The sequence below is a fragment of the Termitidicoccus mucosus genome, assembly GCF_038725785.1.
Taxonomy (GTDB): domain Bacteria; phylum Verrucomicrobiota; class Verrucomicrobiia; order Opitutales; family Opitutaceae; genus Termitidicoccus; species Termitidicoccus mucosus.
Map to the genome: position 1 here is coordinate 5,740,925 of NZ_CP109796.1, position 19,965 is coordinate 5,760,889.

13 protein-coding genes and 1 tRNA gene are annotated in these 19,965 nt (G+C 66.3%); 8 read left to right on the plus strand and 6 right to left on the minus strand.

The window, feature by feature from the left end; all coding sequences use genetic code 11:
• Window positions 1–29: 29 nt before the first annotated feature.
• The 3 genes from OH491_RS20075 to OH491_RS20085 are packed head-to-tail and all read right to left on the minus strand — an operon-like array spanning window position 30 to window position 3,300.
• Entirely contained in the window at window positions 30–1,034 is a 1,005-nt protein-coding gene (locus tag OH491_RS20075) for a transketolase C-terminal domain-containing protein (RefSeq protein WP_084442076.1), read from the minus strand.
• Window positions 1,031–1,870 carry a transketolase gene (locus OH491_RS20080; RefSeq protein WP_068769917.1) on the minus strand — a complete coding sequence of 280 codons (840 nt, stop codon included), beginning with the start codon at window positions 1,868–1,870 and terminating at the stop codon, window positions 1,031–1,033. Before OH491_RS20080 ends, OH491_RS20075 begins: the two co-directional genes overlap by 4 nt.
• A gap of 2 nt (window positions 1,871–1,872) precedes the next feature.
• On the minus strand, window positions 1,873–3,300 hold the full coding sequence (locus OH491_RS20085) for an L-fucose/L-arabinose isomerase family protein (protein WP_068769916.1): 1,428 nt from the start codon (window positions 3,298–3,300) through the stop codon (window positions 1,873–1,875).
• Between the two features lie 209 nt (window positions 3,301–3,509).
• On the opposite strand from OH491_RS20085, the gene OH491_RS20090 reads away from it, so the two are divergent.
• The 4 genes from OH491_RS20090 (at window position 3,510) to OH491_RS20105 (ending at window position 11,645) form a co-directional block, all read left to right on the plus strand.
• Window positions 3,510–4,391 (plus strand): helix-turn-helix domain-containing protein, encoded by an 882-nt coding sequence (locus tag OH491_RS20090; RefSeq protein ID WP_068769915.1) that lies wholly within the window; start codon window positions 3,510–3,512, stop codon window positions 4,389–4,391.
• 197 nt (window positions 4,392–4,588) lie between these two features.
• Complete coding sequence (locus OH491_RS20095; protein WP_334319220.1) at window positions 4,589–5,743, plus strand: hypothetical protein; 1,155 nt, start codon at window positions 4,589–4,591, stop codon at window positions 5,741–5,743.
• A 227-nt stretch (window positions 5,744–5,970) separates the two neighbouring features.
• Window positions 5,971–8,382 carry a glycoside hydrolase family 95 protein gene (locus tag OH491_RS20100; protein WP_068769914.1) on the plus strand — a complete coding sequence of 804 codons (2,412 nt, stop codon included), beginning with the start codon at window positions 5,971–5,973 and terminating at the stop codon, window positions 8,380–8,382.
• On the plus strand, window positions 8,379–11,645 hold the full coding sequence (locus OH491_RS20105) for an alpha-L-rhamnosidase (protein ID WP_068769913.1): 3,267 nt from the start codon (window positions 8,379–8,381) through the stop codon (window positions 11,643–11,645). The genes OH491_RS20100 and OH491_RS20105 overlap by 4 nt, the downstream gene beginning before the upstream one ends.
• Before the next feature lie 140 nt (window positions 11,646–11,785).
• Here the strand turns inward: OH491_RS20105 and OH491_RS20110 are convergent, their stop codons facing one another.
• Window positions 11,786–12,880, minus strand: a complete 1,095-nt coding sequence (locus OH491_RS20110; RefSeq protein WP_068769912.1) for a hypothetical protein — start codon at window positions 12,878–12,880, stop codon at window positions 11,786–11,788.
• A gap of 34 nt (window positions 12,881–12,914) precedes the next feature.
• Window positions 12,915–13,220 carry a DUF167 domain-containing protein gene (locus OH491_RS20115; protein WP_068769911.1) on the minus strand — a complete coding sequence of 102 codons (306 nt, stop codon included), beginning with the start codon at window positions 13,218–13,220 and terminating at the stop codon, window positions 12,915–12,917.
• Between the two features lie 210 nt (window positions 13,221–13,430).
• Here OH491_RS20115 and OH491_RS20120 point away from each other — a divergent pair, with 210 nt between their 5' ends.
• Complete coding sequence (locus tag OH491_RS20120; protein WP_068769910.1) at window positions 13,431–16,856, plus strand: hypothetical protein; 3,426 nt, start codon at window positions 13,431–13,433, stop codon at window positions 16,854–16,856.
• Between the two features lie 287 nt (window positions 16,857–17,143).
• On the opposite strand, the gene OH491_RS20125 is transcribed toward OH491_RS20120, so the two are convergent.
• A tRNA-Tyr gene (locus tag OH491_RS20125) sits at window positions 17,144–17,230 on the minus strand.
• Between the two features lie 246 nt (window positions 17,231–17,476).
• Between OH491_RS20125 and OH491_RS20130 the strand changes: the two genes are divergently transcribed.
• From OH491_RS20130 to OH491_RS20140, 3 genes are all read left to right on the plus strand, one after another.
• Window positions 17,477–18,916 carry a phospholipase D-like domain-containing protein gene (locus OH491_RS20130; protein WP_068769909.1) on the plus strand — a complete coding sequence of 480 codons (1,440 nt, stop codon included), beginning with the start codon at window positions 17,477–17,479 and terminating at the stop codon, window positions 18,914–18,916.
• A 14-nt stretch (window positions 18,917–18,930) separates the two neighbouring features.
• The gene (locus tag OH491_RS20135; RefSeq protein ID WP_084442073.1) at window positions 18,931–19,266 is read left to right on the plus strand and encodes a GNAT family N-acetyltransferase; all 336 of its coding nucleotides are present in this window, start codon (window positions 18,931–18,933) and stop codon (window positions 19,264–19,266) included.
• 259 nt (window positions 19,267–19,525) lie between these two features.
• Window positions 19,526–19,921 (plus strand): hypothetical protein, encoded by a 396-nt coding sequence (locus OH491_RS20140; protein ID WP_068769908.1) that lies wholly within the window; start codon window positions 19,526–19,528, stop codon window positions 19,919–19,921.
• The last annotated feature ends 44 nt before the right edge of the window (window positions 19,922–19,965 follow it).

Below are 19,965 nucleotides of genomic sequence, written 5' to 3' on the forward strand. Positions count from 1 at the left end.
GGGCGGCGGATATTTTTAATCCTTGGTTCTTAATTTCTCCCCAGGAGTTCGAGCATGGTTGCGGAAAGGCCTTCCATGGTGAGGCCGTAGTGGCGGAAAATGTCGGCCTGGCTGCCGTTGACGATGTGCTCGTCGGGAATGCCCGCGATGTGAAAACGCGGCGCGGCGCCGGATTGTGCGATCAAGGCGGCGCAGGCCTCGCCCAGGCCGCCGTGGACCATGTGTTCCTCCACGGTGAGCACCGCGCGGCATTCGCGCGCGGCCGCGAGCACCGCCGCGGCATCGAGCGGCTTGATCGTGGGCAGGCTGAGCACGCGGCAGTCGATCCCGGCGGTCTCCCGCAGGTGCGCGGCGGCGAGCAGCGCGTGGATGACTGTCTCGCCGGTCGCGATGAAGGCGGCGTCGCGGCCGGCGCGCAGCAGGCGGGCGCGGCCGAACGCAAACCCGTCCGCCCCCGGCAGGTCGTAAAGGGGCGCCTTGCCGAAGCGCAGGTAAACGGGGCGGCGGGCGGCGGCCGCGGCGCGGACGGCCTCGCGCGCCTCGAAATTGTCCGCGGGCGCGGCGATGACGAGGTTGTTGACCGCGCGCAGCGCGGCGAAGTCGTGCAGCGAGTGGTGCGTGGCGCCGAGCGCGCCGTAGCTCACGCCCGCGCTGATGCCCACGAGCACCACGGGATTGCCGGAATATGCGACATCGTTTTTCACCTGTTCGAAGGCCCGCGCGGTGAGGAAACAGGCGGGGGAAACGGCGAACACGGTTTTGCCCGCGGAGGCGAGACCGGCGGCGATGCCGACGAGGTTTTGCTCGGCGATGCCGACCTCGACGATCTGGCACGGGAGGGCCTGCCCGAACGGGCCGAGCTTGCCGGAACCGCGCGAGTCGCTGGTGACGGCGAGGACGTTGCGGTTGGCCTGCGCGAGGGCGAGGAGCGCGGCGGCAAATTCGTCGAGATTGGCGCGCGCGGGGCGCAGCCCGAGACGCGCGGCGACGCGGAGCGCGGCCTCGCTGTGCAGGGCGGGGGAGGGCGCGCTCATGCGGCGCTCCTTTCCAGCTCCGCCAGGGCGTCGTCGAGCCCGGCGAGGGCGCGCGCGAGTTCGTCGTCCGAGGGCACGCCGTGGTGCCATCTGGCGTTGTCCTCCATGAAGGCGACGCCCCTGCCCTTGATTGTATCCGCAATGACAATACCCGGCTTTCCGGGCTCGAGCGGCCGCGCGAGCGCGGCGGTGAGCGCGGCGAGGTCGTGGCCGGGGACGCGGCGCACGGCCCAGCCGAACGCGGCCCATTTGGCCTCGAGCGGCTCGCTGTTCATCACCTCGCGGGTGCGCCCGGTGATCTGGAGCGTGTTGCAGTCGATGATGGCGGTGAGGTTGTCCAGCCGGTAATGCGCGGCGGCCATGGCGGCCTCCCAGTTCGAGCCCTCGGCGAGTTCGCCGTCGCCCAGCAGCGCGAACACGCGGTAGGCGGCGGAGTCGAGCTTGCCGGCGATGGCCATGCCGGCGGCGATGGGCAGGCCGTGGCCGAGCGCGCCGGTGTTTTGCTCGACGCCGGGCACGTCGCGCGTCGGGTGGCCGGCGAGCCGCGCGCGGTAGCGGCAGAGCGTTTCGAGCTCCGCCTCCGGGAAGAAACCGCGGTCGGCGAGGACGACAAACAGCGCCTCCGCGGAATGGCCCTTGCTCTGCACGTAGCGGTCGCGATCCGGCGAGGAGGCGGTTTCCGGCGAGACGCGGAGGATGCGGTTGTAGAGGACGTTCAGGATATCCACGCACGACAGGCTGCCGCCGGTGTGCCCCGCGCCGGCGCGGTGGATGCATTGCAGGAGCCGCCGGCGGTAGAGGATGGATTTGCGCGCGAGTTCGCGGTCGGTCGGCATGGTCACGATTCGTCGGTCTTTGCGTGGTGGTAAACCTCCCAGCCCAGGTAGCGGGTGAACGCCTCTTCCAGGATGGCGGCGGTGAGCGAGGCGTTCATCACGACATGATGCTCGAAGCCCTCGCGGCAGACGTGGCGCATGAGCGCCTGCAGCCGCGGCACGCGGGCGACCGCGCGGTTGCCGAAGGTGGGCAGGTCGTCATGGGTGAGCTCGCCCTCGCCGACGTAGGCGCGCATGGTTCCGCCTGTGTCGTCGGTGGTGATGCGGCCGTAGGTGAGCGGGCCGGCGGGCGCGCGGCCGTCGAGCGCGCCCCAGGTGTTCTCCACCCCGAGCGAGGAGCCGAGTATCGGTGCACTGGATACACGGACACCGGGGGTGAAGGACTTGGCCCAGTTGCCGCAGTGGAAGAGCACGCACTTGTCGGGGTCGTCCGCGTAGTTGTTGTTCCAGTCCACGAGCGCGCTGGGCGAGCCGGAGGCCAGCTGCATGGCATGCATGGTGAGCGCGCCGGTGACATCGACCTCGCACGCGCTGGGCAAAAGCTTCTCGCTCATCATGCTCATGCTGGTGCAGACATTGCAGCCGTGGTTTTGCTGAAGGGAGTTCCAGCACTGGATGGCGGTGGCATCGAGATGGTTTTCCGCCACGAAATCGTCCAGCACCACGCCGAGCCGCGCCATCTGGAGGAGCCGCGCCGGAGGTACCGCGGAGGCGTCGGCGTAGGCATTGATCTCATCGATTTTTGCGGTCACCCGGCGGTGGCGATCCTCGAGTTTTGCCGCCGCGCCGAGGATTTCGGACAGGTCCACGGTGGTGACGCTGATGCCGTGGCGCTCGAGGATTTTCTCGCTGTAGCGGACGGTGTTGAACGCGCCGGGCCGCGCGCCGACCGCGCCGATGCGGACCTTGCGCAGGCCGCCCGCCACCCGGCACACCGCGATGAAGCGGCCGATGTCCTGCGCGAAGGACGGGGCGCCGGGATGCGTGACATGGCTCGCGGTGAGCGTGAACGGGATGCCGGCCTGGCGGAGGTTGTTGCAAACGGAGATTTTTCCGCACCACGCGTCGCGGCGATGGATGACGTCGAGCTTGCCGAGCGTGTCGGGGTAGGCCTGCACGAGGACGGGGACATTCAGGGCGGCGAGCTTGAGGGTGTCGGCCACGCCTTTCTCCGTGCCAAAGTTCGGCAGGACAACCAGCACGCCCGCGATGCGCTCGCGGTGGGCGCGAAACAGCGCGGCGCATTTTTGCGCGTCGTCGAAGGTCTCGACGCCGCCGAGCTTCGTGTCATCGGGCGTGAGCATGACGGGATCGAACGCCGCCTGCCGGGCGAAGCGTTCGATGTCGGCGCGGGCCTCGCCGACGAGATGATCGGGGAAAAAATCACGGTTGCCGATGATGACACCGATGGAGGGAGTGGTTGTTTTCATGCCGGTGGTCCGCCGGGCTGTCCCCGCGCCGATGGTGGACGGGCGGGCGGAGGGATTTGGGCGGAGGAGGAAAGATGAAGAGGAAAGGGAAGGAATTCGTTGGCGGATGCTCTCACCTGCATCCTTGCTGCTGACTGGACGGTAATGTGTTTTTGGTTTCGCCTCTTCCGCGATAAGTCCCAATATCTGCGGTATTCTAATATCCCAACATGGTGCAGTTCGACCCCAATCGTCCCGACTTTGCATCCTACGGCCTGACTTGCGTGCATTGGATACCGTCAAGGATGCCGCGGCCCGACCATCATAACGAAATCGAGCTCAATCTCGTGCAGAAAGGATGGCTTTCTTATCTGCTGGGCGGTGAGAAAATCCACATCAAGGCCGGCCAGCTCGGCGCGTTTTGGGCCTCGATTCCCCACCAGATCATCGACTTCGCCGAGGGCACGGATTATTTCGTGGTGACGATCCCGCTGGTGTGGTTTCTCCAACGCCGGCTGCCGGAGCAGCTGGTGCAATTGTTGATGCGCGGCGGGCTGGCGCTGGAGGACGAGAAGCCGCTGGTGGACTTCGACCGGGCGCTATTTTCCCGCTGGGAGGACGATCTGCAGAAGACCGACGAGGCGGCAAAAGACATTATTATACTGGAAATGGAAGCGCGGCTCCGGCGCATGGCCGCGAGCATCGCCGAGCGCAAGGCGTCGGAACAACAGGCCGGCCGGAGCAGCGGCCCGTTTTGCCTGCAGGAGGGCGGGCTCAACAAGGTCGAGCAGATGGCCTGCTATGTCGCGCGGCAATACACGGAGCCGCTCACCGTGGCGGACATCAGCGAGGCGGTCGGGCTGCACCCGAACTATGCCATGAATCTTTTCAAGAAAGCCTTTGGCATGACGCTGCTCGACTACCTCATCCATCACCGGGTGTCGCATGCGCAGCGCATGCTCATCACCTCGGACGAGAAGATCGTCGATATCGCGCTGGGCTCGGGCTTCAACTCCATCAGCCGTTTCAACGAGGCGTTCCGCCGCTCGTGCGGATGCACGCCGCGCGAATACCGGGCGCACCACGGCATCGCGCAAAACAGCCGGGAATGAGCCGCGCCGGGACGGGAGAGGGGACCGCGCGCGGGCCGGGGCGTGCGCGCGCCGCGGGAGCGCCACGGGTTTTCTTAGGATAATGCATAAACCAAGGATTATACCGATAGATTTCCGGGGCGAACGGACGTATAGATGAGCCATCGCTTTTCCCCGCATCCCGCCATCGCCCGCAACCAGGAAAATCCTCCTCCGCCATGACGACTCCCTCCAGGCCCGGCCCGCGCCCCGCCCTCATTGCCGCTCTTTTGTTTATTGCCGGCTCCACCGGAATCGCATCCGCCGCGAGCCCGCGGCCGGATGTGATTCAGCCCCCTCCTGGGCCGGGGCGCGAGGTGTCCGCCGAGACCATGCGCCGCATCCATGACGAGGTGAAGACCCCGCACAAATACGGCGTGGTGCTCAAGGGCGAGACCGCGACGGAGCTGGTGGATTGCCCCAGCGTGTTTCGCCACCAGGGCCGCTGGTATATGATGTATGTCGCCATCCGCGACGACGCCGGTTACGAGACCTTTCTCGCGCGCAGCGACGATCTCCTGCGCTGGGAGAAACTGGGGAAAATCCTCTCGTTCCGCCGCGAGGGCTGGGATGCCTGGCAGGCCGACGGCGGCGTTTCGCTGCCCGACTGGCGCTGGGAAGGCGGCACGCACGCGCTTGGCACGCACGACGGGAAATACTGGCTGTCCTACATCGGCGGCGCGAAGCAGGGCTACGAGCCCGACCCGCTCGCCATCGGCCTCGCGACCACGGACGACCCCGCGCGGGCGGCGGAATGGACGCGCCTGCCGTCAAACCCCGTGTTGTCCACCGCGCAGCCCGACGCGCGTCCGTTTGAGAGCAACACGCTCTACAAGAGCACCATCATCCGCGACGAAGCCGAGTCGCTTGGCTGGCCGTTCGTCATGTTTTACAACGGGAAATCTGCCGTGCATTCGCACGAGGCCATCGGCATGGCGGTGTCGCGCGACATGGTGAACTGGACGCGCTACGGCGCCGATTTCGTGGTGGACAACGCACCCGGAAAACCGGCGATCTCGGGCGATCCGCAAATCATGAAGATCGGCGATGTCTGGGTGATGTTTTATTTCGGCTTTCGCTGGCGTCCGCACGCGTTCGATACCTTCGCCTGCTCCTACGACCTCGTGAACTGGACCAAGTGGGACGGCCCGAATCTGGTCGAGCCCAGCGAACCGTTTGACGAGAAATTCGCGCACAAGCCGTGGGTGTTGAAGCACGACGGCGTGGTCTATCATTTCTATTGCGCGGTGGGCGACCAGGGGCGCGTCATCGCGCTTGCCACTTCGAAAGACTTGCGCGCCGGCGGCGATGGAGAAATCACGGCAAAACCATGAGCCCCGGCGCGCGATTCAAAGTCGAGTCACCAATGGACGCTTGCGCACGGAGCGGCGGCGTCCCGCCGCCGGACGCGAGCAACGCGAGCGCCCGTTCACATGCAGGCTTTCGAGCATCCCATCGCAAAGGGGCGAGGCTTCGCCTCGTCCGGCGGCGGGACGCCGCCGCTCCTGCGCAGGCGTTCTTCCTCATCCCTTTTGATTCTGACACTACTTTAAATCGCACCATGAAACCGGCGCGTGCCATCATTCTCCTTGCGGCCTGCATGCTGGCCGGAGCGGCGCGGGGCTCGGCGCCGGCGGACGAAGCGCGCTTCGTCTGGCTCGGGGCTCCCGCCGCGGAATTTTTCGAGGCCGCGCCGCTGGGCAACGGACGGCTCGGCGCGACGGTTTACGGCGGCATCGCGGAAGAGCGCGTCGTGCTCAATGAAAGCGGCATGTGGTCCGGTTCGCCGCAGGACGCCGACCGCCCGGGCGCGGCCGCGACGCTGCCGGAAATCCGCCGGTTGCTGCTGGCCGGCGACAACGCCGCGGCGGAAAAACTGGTCAACGCGCATTTCACCTGCGCGGGCGAGGGCTCGGGGCGCGGCGCGGGGGCGAATGTCCCCTTCGGCTGCTACCAGACGCTCGGCGACCTGCGCCTGAAGTTCATCGCGGATACTTCGTCACCAGTTTCCGGATACAGGCGCGAGCTCGACCTGGCCCGGGCGGTGTGCCGCGTCACTTACGCGCAGGACGGGGTGCGTTTTACGCGGGAGGCGTTCGTCAGCGCGCCTGATGAAATCGCCGTGCTGCGCCTGCGCGCGGACCGGCCGGGGCGGATTTCGTTTGACGCGACGCTTTCGCGACCCGAGCGCGCCGTCGCGGAGGCGGCGGGCGCGGACGGGCTTGTGATGCACGGCCGGCTCAACGACGGGCGCGAAGGCGGCGGGGGCGTGCGCTACGCGGCGCGTGTGCGCGCCGTTCCGCGGGGCGGGACGATGGAGGTCGCCGGAAATGTTTTGCGCGTGCGCGAGGCGGACGAGGTGATCGTGTTCGTGGCCGCCGCCACGGACATCCGCACGTTTGCCGGGAGAAAAACCGACGACGCCCGCGCCGCCGCCGAGAACGACCTCAGGCGCGCGCAGGCGAAGTCATTCGATGCGCTGCTGGCCGCGCACGAAGCCGATTACCGGCGGTTTTTCGACCGGGTGAATCTGCGGCTGGGTGCCGCCGATCCCGAGGCCGCGACGCGCGACGCGCCGGCGCGCCTGAAGCGGTTTCAGGAGGGCGCGCCCGATCCGTCGCTGGCCGCGCTGTATTTCAATTTCGGGCGCTACCTGCTCATTTCCTCCTCCCGGCCCGGCGGATTGCCCGCAAACCTCCAGGGTATCTGGGCCGATCAAATCCAGACGCCGTGGAACGGCGACTGGCATCTCAACATCAATGCGCAGATGAACTACTGGCCGGCGGAGGTCTGCAATTTGTCCGAGTTGCACGAGCCGCTTTTCGCGCTCGTCGGCTCGCTTGAAAAACCCGGGGAAAAAACCGCGCGCGCTTATTACGGGGCGCGCGGCTGGGTGGCGTTTTTGCTCGCGAACCCGTGGGGTTTCACCTCGCCCGGCGAATCGGCGAGCTGGGGCTCGACCGTGTCGTGCTCGGCCTGGATGTGCCAGCATTTGTGGGATCATTACCTGTTCACCGGGGACCGCGAATTTCTTGTCCGGGCGTGGCCGCTGCTCAAGGGCGCCGCGTTGTTCTATCTCGACATGCTGATCGAGGAGCCGGCGCATGGCTGGCTCGTGACCGCGCCGTCCAATTCGCCGGAAAACGCGTTTCTGCTGCCCGGCGGCGCCGCGGCGCACGTATGCATGGGGCCGGCCGCCGACATGCAGTTGCTGCGCTATCTCTTCGACGCGTGCGCGCGCGCCTCGGAGGTGCTGGGCGTGGACGCGGAGCTGCGCGCCGAGTTGCGGGAGAAACGCGGGCGCCTCGCGCCCACCCGCATCGGGCCCGACGGGCGCGTGATGGAATGGCTGGAGGAATATCCCGAGGCCGATCCGCATCATCGTCATGTGGCGCATTTGTGGGGGCTTTATCCCGGCGATGAAATCGACCCGGCCGCGACGCCGGCGCTGGCCGCCGCCGCGCGCAAATCCCTCGACGCGCGCGGCGACGACGGCACCGGCTGGAGCCTCGCCTTCAAGATGGCCCTGTGGGCGCGGCTCGGCGACGGCGCGCGCGCGCACCGCCTGCTCGCCGCGCATCTGAAGCCCGCCAATGCCGCCACCGCGAAACAGCGGTGGAGCGGCGGCACCTATGCGAACCTGTTTGACTCGCATCCGCCGTTCCAGATCGACGGAAACTTCGGCGGCGCCGCCGCCATCGCGGAGATGCTTCTGCAAAGCCACGCGGGGGAAATCGTCCTGCTGCCCGCGTTGCCGCCCGAGTGGCCGGAGGGCGGGGTGCGCGGGTTGCGCGCGCGCGGCGGCTTCGAGGTCGATATCGAATGGCGGCCAGGCCGGCCCGTCGCGGCGACGATCCGCAGCGTCGGCGGCCGCTCCGCCGTGGTGCGGCACGGCGCGGAGACGGTTGCAGTCAACCTCGTTCCCGGCGGGAGCCGCACGCTTTCATTTTCGTCCAAAACACCAGCACCATGAAATCCCTTGTCACCCTCCGGTCATTCCTGCCGCTGGCGGCTTTGCTGCTGTCCGGCGTGTTCTCGTCCCCCGCGCTTCACGCCGCCGGCCTGGCCCCGGCCGGCCTGCGTTGCGATTGGGGGCGCGATCCGTCGGGCATCGATTCCGGGACGCTCAGGCTGGCCTGGTCGCTGGAGAGCACAACGCGCGGGGCGCGACAGACGGCCTGGCAGGTGCGTGTCTCGTCAACCCGCGAAAGACTCGCGGCGGGCGAGGCGGACGCCTGGGACAGCGGACGCGTGGACGGGGACGCGCAACTGCAAGTGCCCTATGGCGGACGCGCCTTGCGGACGGGCGAGCGGGTTTTCTGGCAGGTTCGCGTCTGGGATGAGACCGGCGCCGTTTCCCCGTGGAGCGAAACCGCCACCTGGACGATGGGCGTCGTCCAGCCGGGCGACTGGCAGGCGAAGTGGATCACCGATCCCGAACTGGTCCGCGTGACCCGCCGCTGGTTGGGGTTCAGCACGCCGCCGGTCACGGATGAAAACACGCCGCAGTGGGTGATGCTCGACCTCGGTCGCGACCACGCCATCGAGGAGGTCGGCCTGCATGCGCTGGTGCACACGGTCAACGAGCGGCTTGGCTTTCCGCGCTGGTTCAAGGTCGAACTGTCGCGCACCGGCGATTTCCGCGACGCCGCCGTGATCGCGGACCACACGCGGGAGCCGGTCAATCTCTGGTTCACGCGGGTGATGATTCCGGCGAACGGCATCACCGCCCGCTACGTGCGCCTGAGCGCGCCGCGTTTGCGCATGATCGCCGAGGACGAGGGCGCGCAGCCGCTCGGGCGGCTCGCGCTCAGCCAGATGGAAGTGCGCTCCGGCGGAAAAAATATCGCGCCCGGCGCGAAGGTGACGGCCAGCGCGAGTCTTGAGGAAGGACCGTGGTCGGCTGAAGCGCTCGTGGACGGGATCGGCCTGCCCGGCTCGAATCCGCGCGCCACCACCACGCTGCTGCTCCGGCGGGAGTTCCCGGTCGAAGGGGAGTTGCGCCGCGCCGTGCTTTTCGTCTGCGGGCTGGGTTATTACACGCTGTCGGTCAACGGCGCCGAGGTCGGCGCGGAGGATTTGCTCAAGCCCGGCTGGACCGACTACACGAAGACCTGCATCTACGACACGCGCGACATCACCGCGCAGTTGCGGGCGGGCGGGGCCAACGCCATCGGCCTCACGCTGGCCAACGGCATGTACAACGTGCAGTATTCGCACGGCCGATACACCAAGTTCGTCGGCCCCCCGCGCGCGCAGAAGGCGCTGGTCCAGCTTCGACTGGAATACGGGGACGGGCGCGTGGAGACGGTCGTGTCCGACCCGCAATGGAAAGTCGCCGCCGGCCCGACGGTTTTCGAGCACGCCTACGGCGGCGAGGATTACGACGCCGGCCTCGAACCGCGGGGCTGGGACCGGCCCGGCTTTGACGACTCGAAATGGACGGCGGCGGTGGAGACCGCCGGGCCGGGCGGCAGGCTCGTCGGTTTTTCCCATGCCTCGCCGCCGATGCGCGCCCATGAGACATTGAAACCGGTCGCCGTGCGCGGGCTGCGTCCCGGCGTCACCGTGTATGATTTCGGCCAGAACACCGCGCTCATGCCGGTGCTCCGCGTGCGCGGCCCCAAGGGCGCGTCGGTGAAGCTCCGTCCATCCGAGCTGGTCAACCCTGACGGCTCCATCAACTGGCGGTCCACCCACAACAGCAAGGCCGAGGCCGGTTGGAACTACCGGCTCGCGGGCCATCCGGATGGCGAGGACTGGGCGCCGAAGTTTTTCTATCATGGCGCGCGTTATCTCCAGGTCGAGGTCGCGGCCCCGGAGGGCGGCTCGGAGCTGCCGGTCGTGGGTCGGCTCGATGCGCGGGTCGTGCATTCCGACTCGCCCGCCGTCGGGCATTTCGCGTGTTCCAACGAACTGTTCAACCGCATCCGCATGCTGGTGCGCTGGGCGCAGCGCAGCAACATGGCGCACGTCCTCACCGACTGTCCGCATCGCGAGCGCCTTGGCTGGCTGGAACAGGACCACCTCAACGGCCCGTCCCTGCGTTCCGAATTCGACCTCACCCGGCTCTTTTCAAAAATTTTCGGCGACATGGAGGACGCGCAGTTGGAGAACGGCCTGGTGCCGTCCATCGCGCCGGAGTATATTCGCTTCGACGGCTGGTTCCGCGACTCGCCCGAGTGGGGAAGCACGCTCATCCTCGCGGCCTGGCAGCAATTTGTCTGGACCGGCGACGACACCCCGCTCCACCGCCACTACCCGGCGATGCAGCGTTATTTCGATTATCTCACCCGCCGCGCCGACGGCCACATCCTCTCGCACGGCCTCGGCGACTGGTGCGATCTCGGGCCGACCGGGTCCGGCCATTCGAGCCTCACGCCGGTGCCGCTCGTCGCCACCGCGACCTATTACGAAGGCGCGCTGGCCATGGAACGCATCGCGCAACACCTGCGCCGCTCCCGCGACGCCCGCCGCTACGCGGAACTCGCCGACGAGATAGCGGAGGCGTTCAACGCGCGCTTTCTCGACAAGGCCACGGCGGTTTACGCCACCGGGTCGCAAACCTCGCAGGTCCTTCCCCTCACGCTGGGCATCGTGCCGTTCGGGCAATACGACGCCGTGCTCGCCCGCCTGGTCCAGGCCGTTCGCGCGGCGGGCAACGGCATCACGACCGGCGAGATCGGCCATCCTTATTTGTTGCGCGGCTTGAGCCAGGCGGGGCGCGCCGACCTCGTTTTCGCCATCCACAACCAGACGGACCGGCCGGGTTATGGCTACCAGTTGGAACGCGGGGCCACGACTCTCGTCGAGGCGTGGGATGCGAGCCCGAATGTCTCGCAAAACCATTTCATGCTCGGGCACATCACGGAATGGTTTTACCAGTATCTGGCCGGCATCATGCCCGACGCGTCCGGCCCGGGATTTGCGCGCGTGATTGTCCGCCCCGAGCCGGCGGGCGATGTGGCGTGGGCCGAGGCGTCCATCGACACCGTGCGCGGCCGCGTCGCCGTCCGCTGGGATCGCGGCGAGGGGAAATTCGCGCTGCGGGTCACGGTGCCGCCCAATGCCCGGGCCGGCGTGCAGCTTCCCGTGCCCGTGACCGCGGTCATCACGGAAAGCGGCCGCGCCACCGACAAGCGCGACGACCTCACGCCGCTCGGCGCGGTGGACGGACGCCCCGCCTTCGAGATCGGCGCGGGCGAGTATGCATTCGAGGCAAGCTGGCAAAAATAGCCGGCTTTTGGGGCAAAAGAAAATCAGCCGGCAACCGGCGCCGCCAACGACTGCCGCCGGCAAACGCTCCGCATGTAACCCATTGGGCTGCGAACCGGGTGGTTCTCCTCCCGCGAGACAATCGCGAGGAATGCCGTCGCTCATTCCTCGATTTCGCCGGGCTGCGGGGTGTCGGTGGGGAGCGGGGCGGTGAGGTTCAGGCGGATGGTTTCGAGGTTTTCGCGCACGAGGTCGCCCATGGTCCGGCAACGCAGGTATTCGCCGCGCTGGAAGTGCGCGGCGAGCCCCTCGCGCAACTCGATGACATGGCTTTCCGGCGCGAGCTCGTCCTCCGACATGGCGCGCAGGAGCGCGTCGAGCTTGTCCTCCACGACGGCCTTGCGCTGGAGCATCAGCACCTGTTCCTCGCGCTGGTATTGGCGCGCGGATTCGATGTTGAGGTGCTTCATGCAGAAGAGCGCGAGCGGCTGGTTTTCCTTGAAGAACTGCGGGCGGTAGAGGTTCATGCGCCCCTCGTAGGTCTGCTGGTCGAAGTCCATAGCGCGGATGCGGATTTGCGCGCCCTCGAAATCGGGCGTGACGACGACGACAAAGTTGTAGCTGCGCATGTCGCCGAGCAGGCGGATGAAGCAGCGTTCGTTGAACTTCACCAGCTCCTTGGCGAGGCGGATGGGTTTGATTTCCTTGTTCGTGAGCCAGCGGTCCACAAACACATCGCCCGGGATGCCCGCCACGTGCTCCTCGACGAGCGAGTTGCCGTAGGTGAGGTAGTGCATGCGGTTGGGCGACAGGAGGTGCTCGAGCTCGAGGCCGTAAACGCGCGAGGCGTCGCCTTTCTTGATATAAAAATGGTCGGGGTTTTCGTTGTAGGCGTTGACGATGCGGACGCGGAAGGGCGCGGAGTTGCCGAACGCGCAGAAGTCGATGCGGTCCACGTAAAGGTGCTGCATCACGGAAAGGTCGCCGTCCACGCGCAGCAGCGCATACATGCGCTTCAGCCCCTCGTGGATCTCCGCCATCTCGATGTGGTCGTAAACCACGGTTTCCCAGAGGGTGGGGCGGCCTTCGTGGTCGTTGAGCGGCGCGGACTCGATGAAGTGGCGCAGGCGTTCGTAGGTGACGGGCAGCTCGCGCTCGCGCCGGAAGCGGCGCAGGTAGCGGCGCAAGCTGCCGCTGATGGGGAAGCTCGGTTTCTTGTGCTGGGTGCGCCGCGCCGCGTGCGGAAAAGCTTGCATGGTGAGGGAAAGACTAGGCCGCGCGGGCGGGGTTTCAAGCCGGCTTCGCCGGCCGGGCGAGCCGGGACTTCACCGCGTCGAGCGTGAGGCCGGTGATCTGGAGGAGCTTCTGGCGGGATTTTTCCCCGGTGGCGACGACGACGGCGCGGCGCGGCAGGCCGAGGGTCGCCGCGATGAACTCGCAAAGCTCGTCGTTGGCGCGGCCTTCGAGCGCGGGGGCGTGGACCTTGACCTTGAGCGCGTCGCCGAGCCAGCCGGCGACCTCGTTGCGCGGGGCGTTGGGGATGGCCTTGATGGCAAGCTTGCAGGAGTCGGCTAGCGGAGTCGGAGCGGGCGGCATGGCGGGCGGAGTGGCAGGGGACGGAAATGGAAGCATTCAGCCAAACGGGCGAGCCTCCCGGGGACAAACCCGCAATTCCAAGAAGATGTGATTTTTATTTATCTGCGCACTTTTTTCCAACCCTTGCGTTGCCGTTTTGCACGGGAATCGCTCCAATGCATAGTGGCAAAATTTCGTTTTTAATCCTGTAGAATCGCATTTCCCTCAATCATGTCGTCACAAAGCACCGTCCCGTCGTCGCTCAAGAAACAACATCGCGCCATCAATCTCCGCCTTTCGCTGCTCGGATGCCCGACGGTGGACAACGAGTTCGACGCCGCCATCACCGCGCTCGCCGCGCCCATTTTTGCCCGTTACCGCGAGACCACGCGCCAGCTCATCGACCCGCTTTGCCCCGCCGACCACCGCATCCAGACCTGGCTTGACCGCTATATCGGCGATGTCGGCAACGTCCCGCGCCTCCCGGCGCGCTCCTTCGTCCTCGACGAACCCGGCCTCGCGCGCACGCTTTCGCTGCCCGCCGACGGCGACGAGTTCACCTCCCCGCTGGTCAAAAGCTACCGCGTCCGCCAGGGCGTGCTGCACAATCCCGCCAACGACCGCCGCACCACCAAGGGCGTTTTCCACATTGCCGAGGGCGGCCTGCCCATCCCCGACGACAAGCTCGCCGTGCCGAAGGTCACCTTCGCGAAGATGCTCGGCCTCGCCCTCCACCCGCCGCGCGAGCTCATGCGCCTGCCGTTCACCGCGAATCGCGGCGACAAGCAGGCCGAGTGCTTCGTCTCGCAATACATCCGCCCGCTCGTGTGCCCGGACGTGCCCGGCTTCATCAAGGAAAAGAGCATGGAAATCCGTTTCCTCGCGCCCGGCTCGCTCGTGAGCAACCTCGACTTCATCGAGGGCATCTTCGGCAACGCCGGCGACCCGTTCCTCCCCGAGAACGACGCCGCGCTCGACGTCGATCACTGGATCGGCCACACCGGCTGCGTCATCCTCGCCCCGCACCTCACCACCGTGCCGAAACACATCGCAGGCCTGCCGCACTGGGATCTCGCCACGCCGCGCCAGCGCCGCGACGGCATGTGCTGGAAGGACGAGGGCGAACTCTACAACGACGGCTCCGCCTTCAAGCTCACCGCCCGCGACCATCGCGGTGTCATGGTCACCATCATTGCCGACAACTACTACGGCTACTGCAAAAAGGAGGTGAAGACCCAGATCAGCTTCTCGGCCAACCTCTACGGCCTCGCCGAGGAGGAGCATGCCGGCGGCGCGCTCGTGTTCCCCAGCTACGACCTCGGCGACGAGTTTTCCGGTTTCACCGAGCCCAATCCGCAACCGCTGGCCGACGTGGCCGCGCGTTTCGGCGGCCGTTTCGCCCTTCAACCCGAAGGCCATGCGCTCGACACCCGGCATCCTGAAATCGTCCTCGTCCCCGAACTCACCACCTTCAACCTCCGCCACCAGACGGTCTCGTGGAAGGACGACGCGGGCGAGGCCCGCTCCATCAAGCTCCTCGCCGGGAAAACCTACGTGCGCCCCAGCGGCTACAGCGTGAAAATGGTGCGGGCCACCGGCGCGCGCGCCAACTGGCGCCTCGTCGGCACCGTCGCCGAGGGCCAGCTTTGCCATAAACCCAGCACGGTCTCCGGCGGCGGCAAATCCGAGATCTCGAAAGCCATCTCCAACGCCATCCTGCCCGGCCACGTCTTCATCGCCGATTTCGAGAAAGACTTCGCCCAGGTCGCCGACATCATCGCCCGCGACTACAGCAACCGGTTCCGCGATCCCGCCCGCAACGGCAAGGACAAGCGCCCCATCCTCAGCCCCGAGCGCTCGCTCGGCTCCGTCATCAAACTCCTCACGCCCTCGCGCCGCGACTATGCCGACGAGCACAACACCTGGATTCGCGCCATCCCCCAATACATCAAGCAGATCGTCTTCATCCTGAAACGCTACTACAAGCCCGAGTGGGGCGACAACTGGGCCGGCCATTTCTCCGTCGACACCATCAACGGACTCCCCGGCTACGAATTGAAGCTCGACGGCGTGAAACTCGTGACCAACAACCTCCGCGTCGGCTTCGAGCAGGACGGCTCCTGGCGCGTGTTCAGCCTGCGCAACGATTTTTATCCCGTCTCGAAAGTCCAGATGGAGGACGACATCACCGCGTCCATCGTCGCGCCGGCCGCCGCCATCAAGGGCCTGCCCGCGCACGCCGCCGGGGCCGGCTCGGTCAAGTTCGTCGCCAACTGCGAGGCGCTCCTCTTCCAGCGCCCCGACGACGCCATCCACCGCGGCTACGACCACCAGGCCGAGGCCGATATCGCCGGCCCGGGCGTCTTTCTCTCGAACTACGAGCCGCTCACGCAGGCCGACGCCCGCGCGCTCATGGAGGACGCCATCGGCTTCAACGCCTACACCGAACCCATGCGCGCCATCATCCGCGCCTCCGCCGACTCCGACACGCCGCAGTTCTTCGTGTCATCCGCGCATCCGCGCCTCGTTGACGGCAAACCCTCGAAAAACCCGCGCTACCTCCAGACGCGCCCCGACATCGCGCATCCGCTCGGCCCGGTGCTCGCCGACCTCACCGCGCGCCTGCACCGCCGGCTCCCCGCCGATGCGTCCGTGCCCTTCCCGGTGGACATCCTCGTGCCCGGCCGCCGCAACAACCCGCCGGAAAAAGGCATTCGCCCGCTCGCCGTCTTCAATCCCATCCACCACCTCGAGCTGCCCGAGCTTTTCATGGAGTTCGTCAGCTCCATGACCGGCAAATCCCCCTCGACCACGGGCGCCGGCTCCGAAGGCGCGCTCACCAAGGGCCCCTTCAATGCCCTGCGCCCCGTCATCGACCTCAACGCCTCGCTCGTCTCATTGATCCTCACCGGACACGACGTCTATCTCTCGGCCGCCGGTTACGTCGGCCCGAAGAGCCGTGTGGACCACGACATCTCGATGCTCATCCCCGAAGTCTTCGCGCGCATGACGCCCGCCGAGCGTTCCGCCCAGGCGCTCATCGCCGAAGGCTGCCTGGAGAAATGCGCCGACTTCGAGCACAACGGCAAGCCCGTCCTCGCCAGCCGGCTCGGCTATCGCATCACCACGCGTTTCGTGCGCATTTATTTCGGACGCATCTTCAACCACCCGCATGCGGTGTTCACCGACGAGATGCTGCGCCCCGAGATGCAGGACCTGGATGTCTTTGTCGACGGCATGGACAACATCTGCGTCACGCACAAGCGCGTGGCCGAAAGTTATTTTGCCGACGGCGGCATTGAGCTCGCCGTTCCGCCGCTCAAGGCGCTCCTGCACATCATGGCGCATGGCAGCTACGAAGGCAAAACGCTCGACGATCCCGCGGTCCGCGAGTTGTTCGCCCGCGAAAACATGCTCTCCAGCCAGTGGTATGCGGAGCGCGTGAACACGAAGCAACGCGCCGAGGCCAACCTCTGGCGCCGCCACGTGGCGTATCTCGAGGCCTACCTCGACCGCTCCAACAGCGCCGACATCATCACGCGCATGGACATCAAGGGCCGCCTGAAACACGCGCGCGCCAACCTGACCGCCATCGAGTCCTCCGATTACCTGAAGAGCATCCAGAACACCATCGGCGTCCAGCACGTGGGCATCTGAGAGCATTGCGAATGATAACTGGATTCTGGAGGGCCGAGCTCCCGCGAGGCCGTTGCCATCGGGCGCAACGTTTTCCGGCCATGGCCTCGCGGGAGCTCGGCCCTCCGGCGCCGCCACTTTGCGCTGCACGATGCCGCGCCTGCATTTTCCCGGGGATTGTAACCTAATGGGTTACAATCCGGCGATATCGCCGACTGCGGTGGATGGGGTTGCTGTTCGAGGCATGCGAACAAAAATCAGGAAAACCCTCCAAAAACAAAAGCCGGGCTTTCGCGCCCGGCTAAAAATGGTGGTAGGAGATGGATTCGAACCATCGTAGAGCGGTGCTCAGCAGATTTACAGTCTGCCCTCGTTGGCCACTTGAGTATCCTACCAAAACGTGGGAGGCGGAAGTTCAGGGTTTGCCGCCGGAAGTTCAAGGTTTTTTTCGGGCAAATGTTGAGGCCGCGAAATGATCGGCCCGGTCGGCGGGACAGGCTTCGCGGAGACTGCCGTCCTTGATGTCCCGATACGGGCATCCGCCCGCGGCGGTAAACTTTTTGCCAGAAACACGCGGCCGCATTAATACGCCTTGCACAACGTGATGCGCATGGCCAACATCGCAGCGGCTCGGCGTTCGCATGGAATTCCTCCGCTCGATTTTTTCGCATCCATGGTTACCCCACGTGCTGGCGGTGAGCGGCTTTGTGTTCGCGGTTTTTCTCATCGCGCGCCTTTTCGCCGAGAAAAAGCAGCCGAGCAACACCGTGGCGTGGCTGCTCGTGATTGTGTTGATTCCCTATGTCGGCGTGCCGCTTTACCTGATGTTCGGCGGGCGGAAACTGCGGCGCTTGATGGCGCGCAAGTCGCGCCTCGTGCTCGTGCACGGCGGGCTGGACCTCGTGCGCGTGTCGCCATCGGTGTCGCAGGTCATCAACACCACCAACGCGCTCGGCGCGAGCCCGCCGGTCGGCGGAAACGCGCTGCGTCTCATCACCACGGGCGAGGAGGCGTTTGCGTTGATGGAGGAGAACATCCGTCATGCGCGGCATTCGATTCACATCACCACATTCATCCTCGGGCGGGACGACACCGGGAGGCGCCTGGTGGAATTGCTTGCGGAGCGGGCGCGCGCAGGCGTGAAGGTGCGGCTGCTGCTCGACGCGGTGGGCTGCGTTTTTTCGAGCCGCGGCTTTGTGGACCCGATCCGCCGCGCGGGCGGGGAGGTGCAGCGGTTCATGCCGGTGTTTTCGCTCGTGCCGAGGCGTTCGGCCAACCTGCGCAACCATCGCAAGATCGCGGTGTTTGACCAGCACACCGCCATCGTCGGCGGGCATAACCTCGCCGAGGAATACATGGGCCCGCTCTACAACAAAAAACGCTGGAGCGATTTCGGCGCGGTGGTCGCGGGGCCGGCGGCGGTGCTGCTCAACGAGGTGTTTTTGGCTGACTGGGCGTTCGCGAGCGGGAAGCCGCTCGAGGCGTTGCACAACGAGGAGGCGGAGGCCGGCGAACCGGTGCGGGTGGAGGGCGACAGCGCGTTGCAGGTGGTCGCGTCGGGCCCGGACGCGAAGGGCGACCCGCTTTACGAGGGACTGATCGCGATGATCCAGGACGCGCGCGAGAGCATTTATGTCATCACCCCCTACTTCATCCCGGACGAGGTGCTGTGGCGTTCGTTGATGGTAAAGGCGCGAGCGGGCGTGAGGGTGGTGCTCGTGCTGCCGGAGCGCTCGAATCATCCCATCACCGATTACGCGCGGCGTTTTTACACGCGCGAATTGCGGGGCGCGGGCGCGCGCGTGATGCACTACGGCGCGGGCATGCTGCACAGCAAGGCGGTCATCGTGGACGAACGGGTGGGGCTCATCGGCTCGGCGAATTTCGACCTGCGCAGCCTGCTGGTGAACTTCGAGATTGGCGTGTTTGTGTATTCGCGCGCCGATGTGCGGAAAATGGGCGCGTGGGTCGCGACACTGCTGGCGTCGAGCACCGAGCTGAAGCAGGACCGCCCGCGCCGCTTCCCGTTTTTCAGCGGCTTGCTGGAGGACTTGTGCCGCTTGCTCGCGCCGTTATTGTGAGGCAGATTGTTCGCATGAAAAACAGCGATTCAGGCAAAAACGATCATGACCGCACCGACAAGGGTGCGGGACAGGCGGCGGCGGTCAGGCACAACGCCGCCGAGTCGCGTTACGAACTCGTGCTCGATGGCAGCCTGGCGGTCGCGGCTTACCTGACCCGGACGGACGGCTCGCGGGTGCTCACGCACACTTATGTGCCGGAGGCCTTGCGCGGGCGCGGCGTGGCGGAGCGGCTGGCGCGCGCGGCGCTGGCCGATGCCCGCGCGGAAGGGCGCAAGGTCGTGCCGGAGTGCTCCTATATGGCGCGCTTCATCCAACGGCATGCGGCGGAATTCGGCGACTTGGTGTGAGTTTGCACGGGCATTCCGACGCGGCGCGGGTTGTGCCTGGCCGGCGTCGGAACCCTCGTCCCATTTCCTTTGCCCGGCCGCTTCGCCGGACAAAATCCGCGCAATTCTTGGCAAAGCCGACATAGCCAGCGATGCAGGCTGTTGATATATTTTCTTATCGCTATCATTAATAATATTAATTTGTAACTCTATCGTGCTTTTAAAACGCTAATGGTATCAGGGCTTCCTTCTTGAGGCGCCCGCTGGTTCACTTGCACCCATGTTTTCAGTCGTTCCACTCACACTGACCATCAGTCTTTGTCTTGTCTTCACGTTTGTGGTTTTCTTTCTGCGCGAGCATTCGCGGCGGCGTTTCGGCAGCTCGGAGAGCGATGCGCTGCTGCCGTTGTCCGAGGAAACACCAAGCGCGGCGGCGGCCTCCGGCTCCGCCCGTCCGCCCCGGGCCTCCTCGCGCAACGAGGAGCCCGTGCGCCGCGTGGTGCTCGATCTCGGAGGCCGGCTCCCGAAGCAGCGCCGCCGGCCCTGCGGCCGCCACGGAGACGGCGGCGGCGGCAACTGCGACGACTGCGAACACAAGCACGAGCACCACGATCATCACCATGCCGACGGCGAATGCGCCCGCCGCCAGGAACGGCGCGAAACGGACGCGCCCTAGTTTCGCTTTGAATCCCCGCCTCATTCCCGCACACTCCCTGCATC

What these genes read in the sequence shown, in the direction of transcription:
- OH491_RS20140 (WP_068769908.1), top strand. Translation starts at nt 19,526, where the DNA reads ATGTTTTCAGTCGTTCCACTCACACTGACCATCAGTCTTTGTCTTGTC.
- OH491_RS20095 (WP_334319220.1), top strand. Translation starts at nt 4,589, where the DNA reads ATGACGACTCCCTCCAGGCCCGGCCCGCGCCCCGCCCTCATTGCCGCT.
- OH491_RS20080 (WP_068769917.1), bottom strand. Translation starts at nt 1,870, where the DNA reads ATGCCGACCGACCGCGAACTCGCGCGCAAATCCATCCTCTACCGCCGG.
- OH491_RS20130 (WP_068769909.1), top strand. Translation starts at nt 17,477, where the DNA reads ATGGAATTCCTCCGCTCGATTTTTTCGCATCCATGGTTACCCCACGTG.
- OH491_RS20120 (WP_068769910.1), top strand. Translation starts at nt 13,431, where the DNA reads ATGTCGTCACAAAGCACCGTCCCGTCGTCGCTCAAGAAACAACATCGC.
- OH491_RS20075 (WP_084442076.1), bottom strand. Translation starts at nt 1,034, where the DNA reads ATGAGCGCGCCCTCCCCCGCCCTGCACAGCGAGGCCGCGCTCCGCGTC.
- OH491_RS20110 (WP_068769912.1), bottom strand. Translation starts at nt 12,880, where the DNA reads ATGCAAGCTTTTCCGCACGCGGCGCGGCGCACCCAGCACAAGAAACCG.
- OH491_RS20100 (WP_068769914.1), top strand. Translation starts at nt 5,971, where the DNA reads ATGAAACCGGCGCGTGCCATCATTCTCCTTGCGGCCTGCATGCTGGCC.
- OH491_RS20115 (WP_068769911.1), bottom strand. Translation starts at nt 13,220, where the DNA reads ATGCCGCCCGCTCCGACTCCGCTAGCCGACTCCTGCAAGCTTGCCATC.
- OH491_RS20090 (WP_068769915.1), top strand. Translation starts at nt 3,510, where the DNA reads ATGGTGCAGTTCGACCCCAATCGTCCCGACTTTGCATCCTACGGCCTG.
- OH491_RS20135 (WP_084442073.1), top strand. Translation starts at nt 18,931, where the DNA reads ATGAAAAACAGCGATTCAGGCAAAAACGATCATGACCGCACCGACAAG.
- OH491_RS20105 (WP_068769913.1), top strand. Translation starts at nt 8,379, where the DNA reads ATGAAATCCCTTGTCACCCTCCGGTCATTCCTGCCGCTGGCGGCTTTG.
- OH491_RS20085 (WP_068769916.1), bottom strand. Translation starts at nt 3,300, where the DNA reads ATGAAAACAACCACTCCCTCCATCGGTGTCATCATCGGCAACCGTGAT.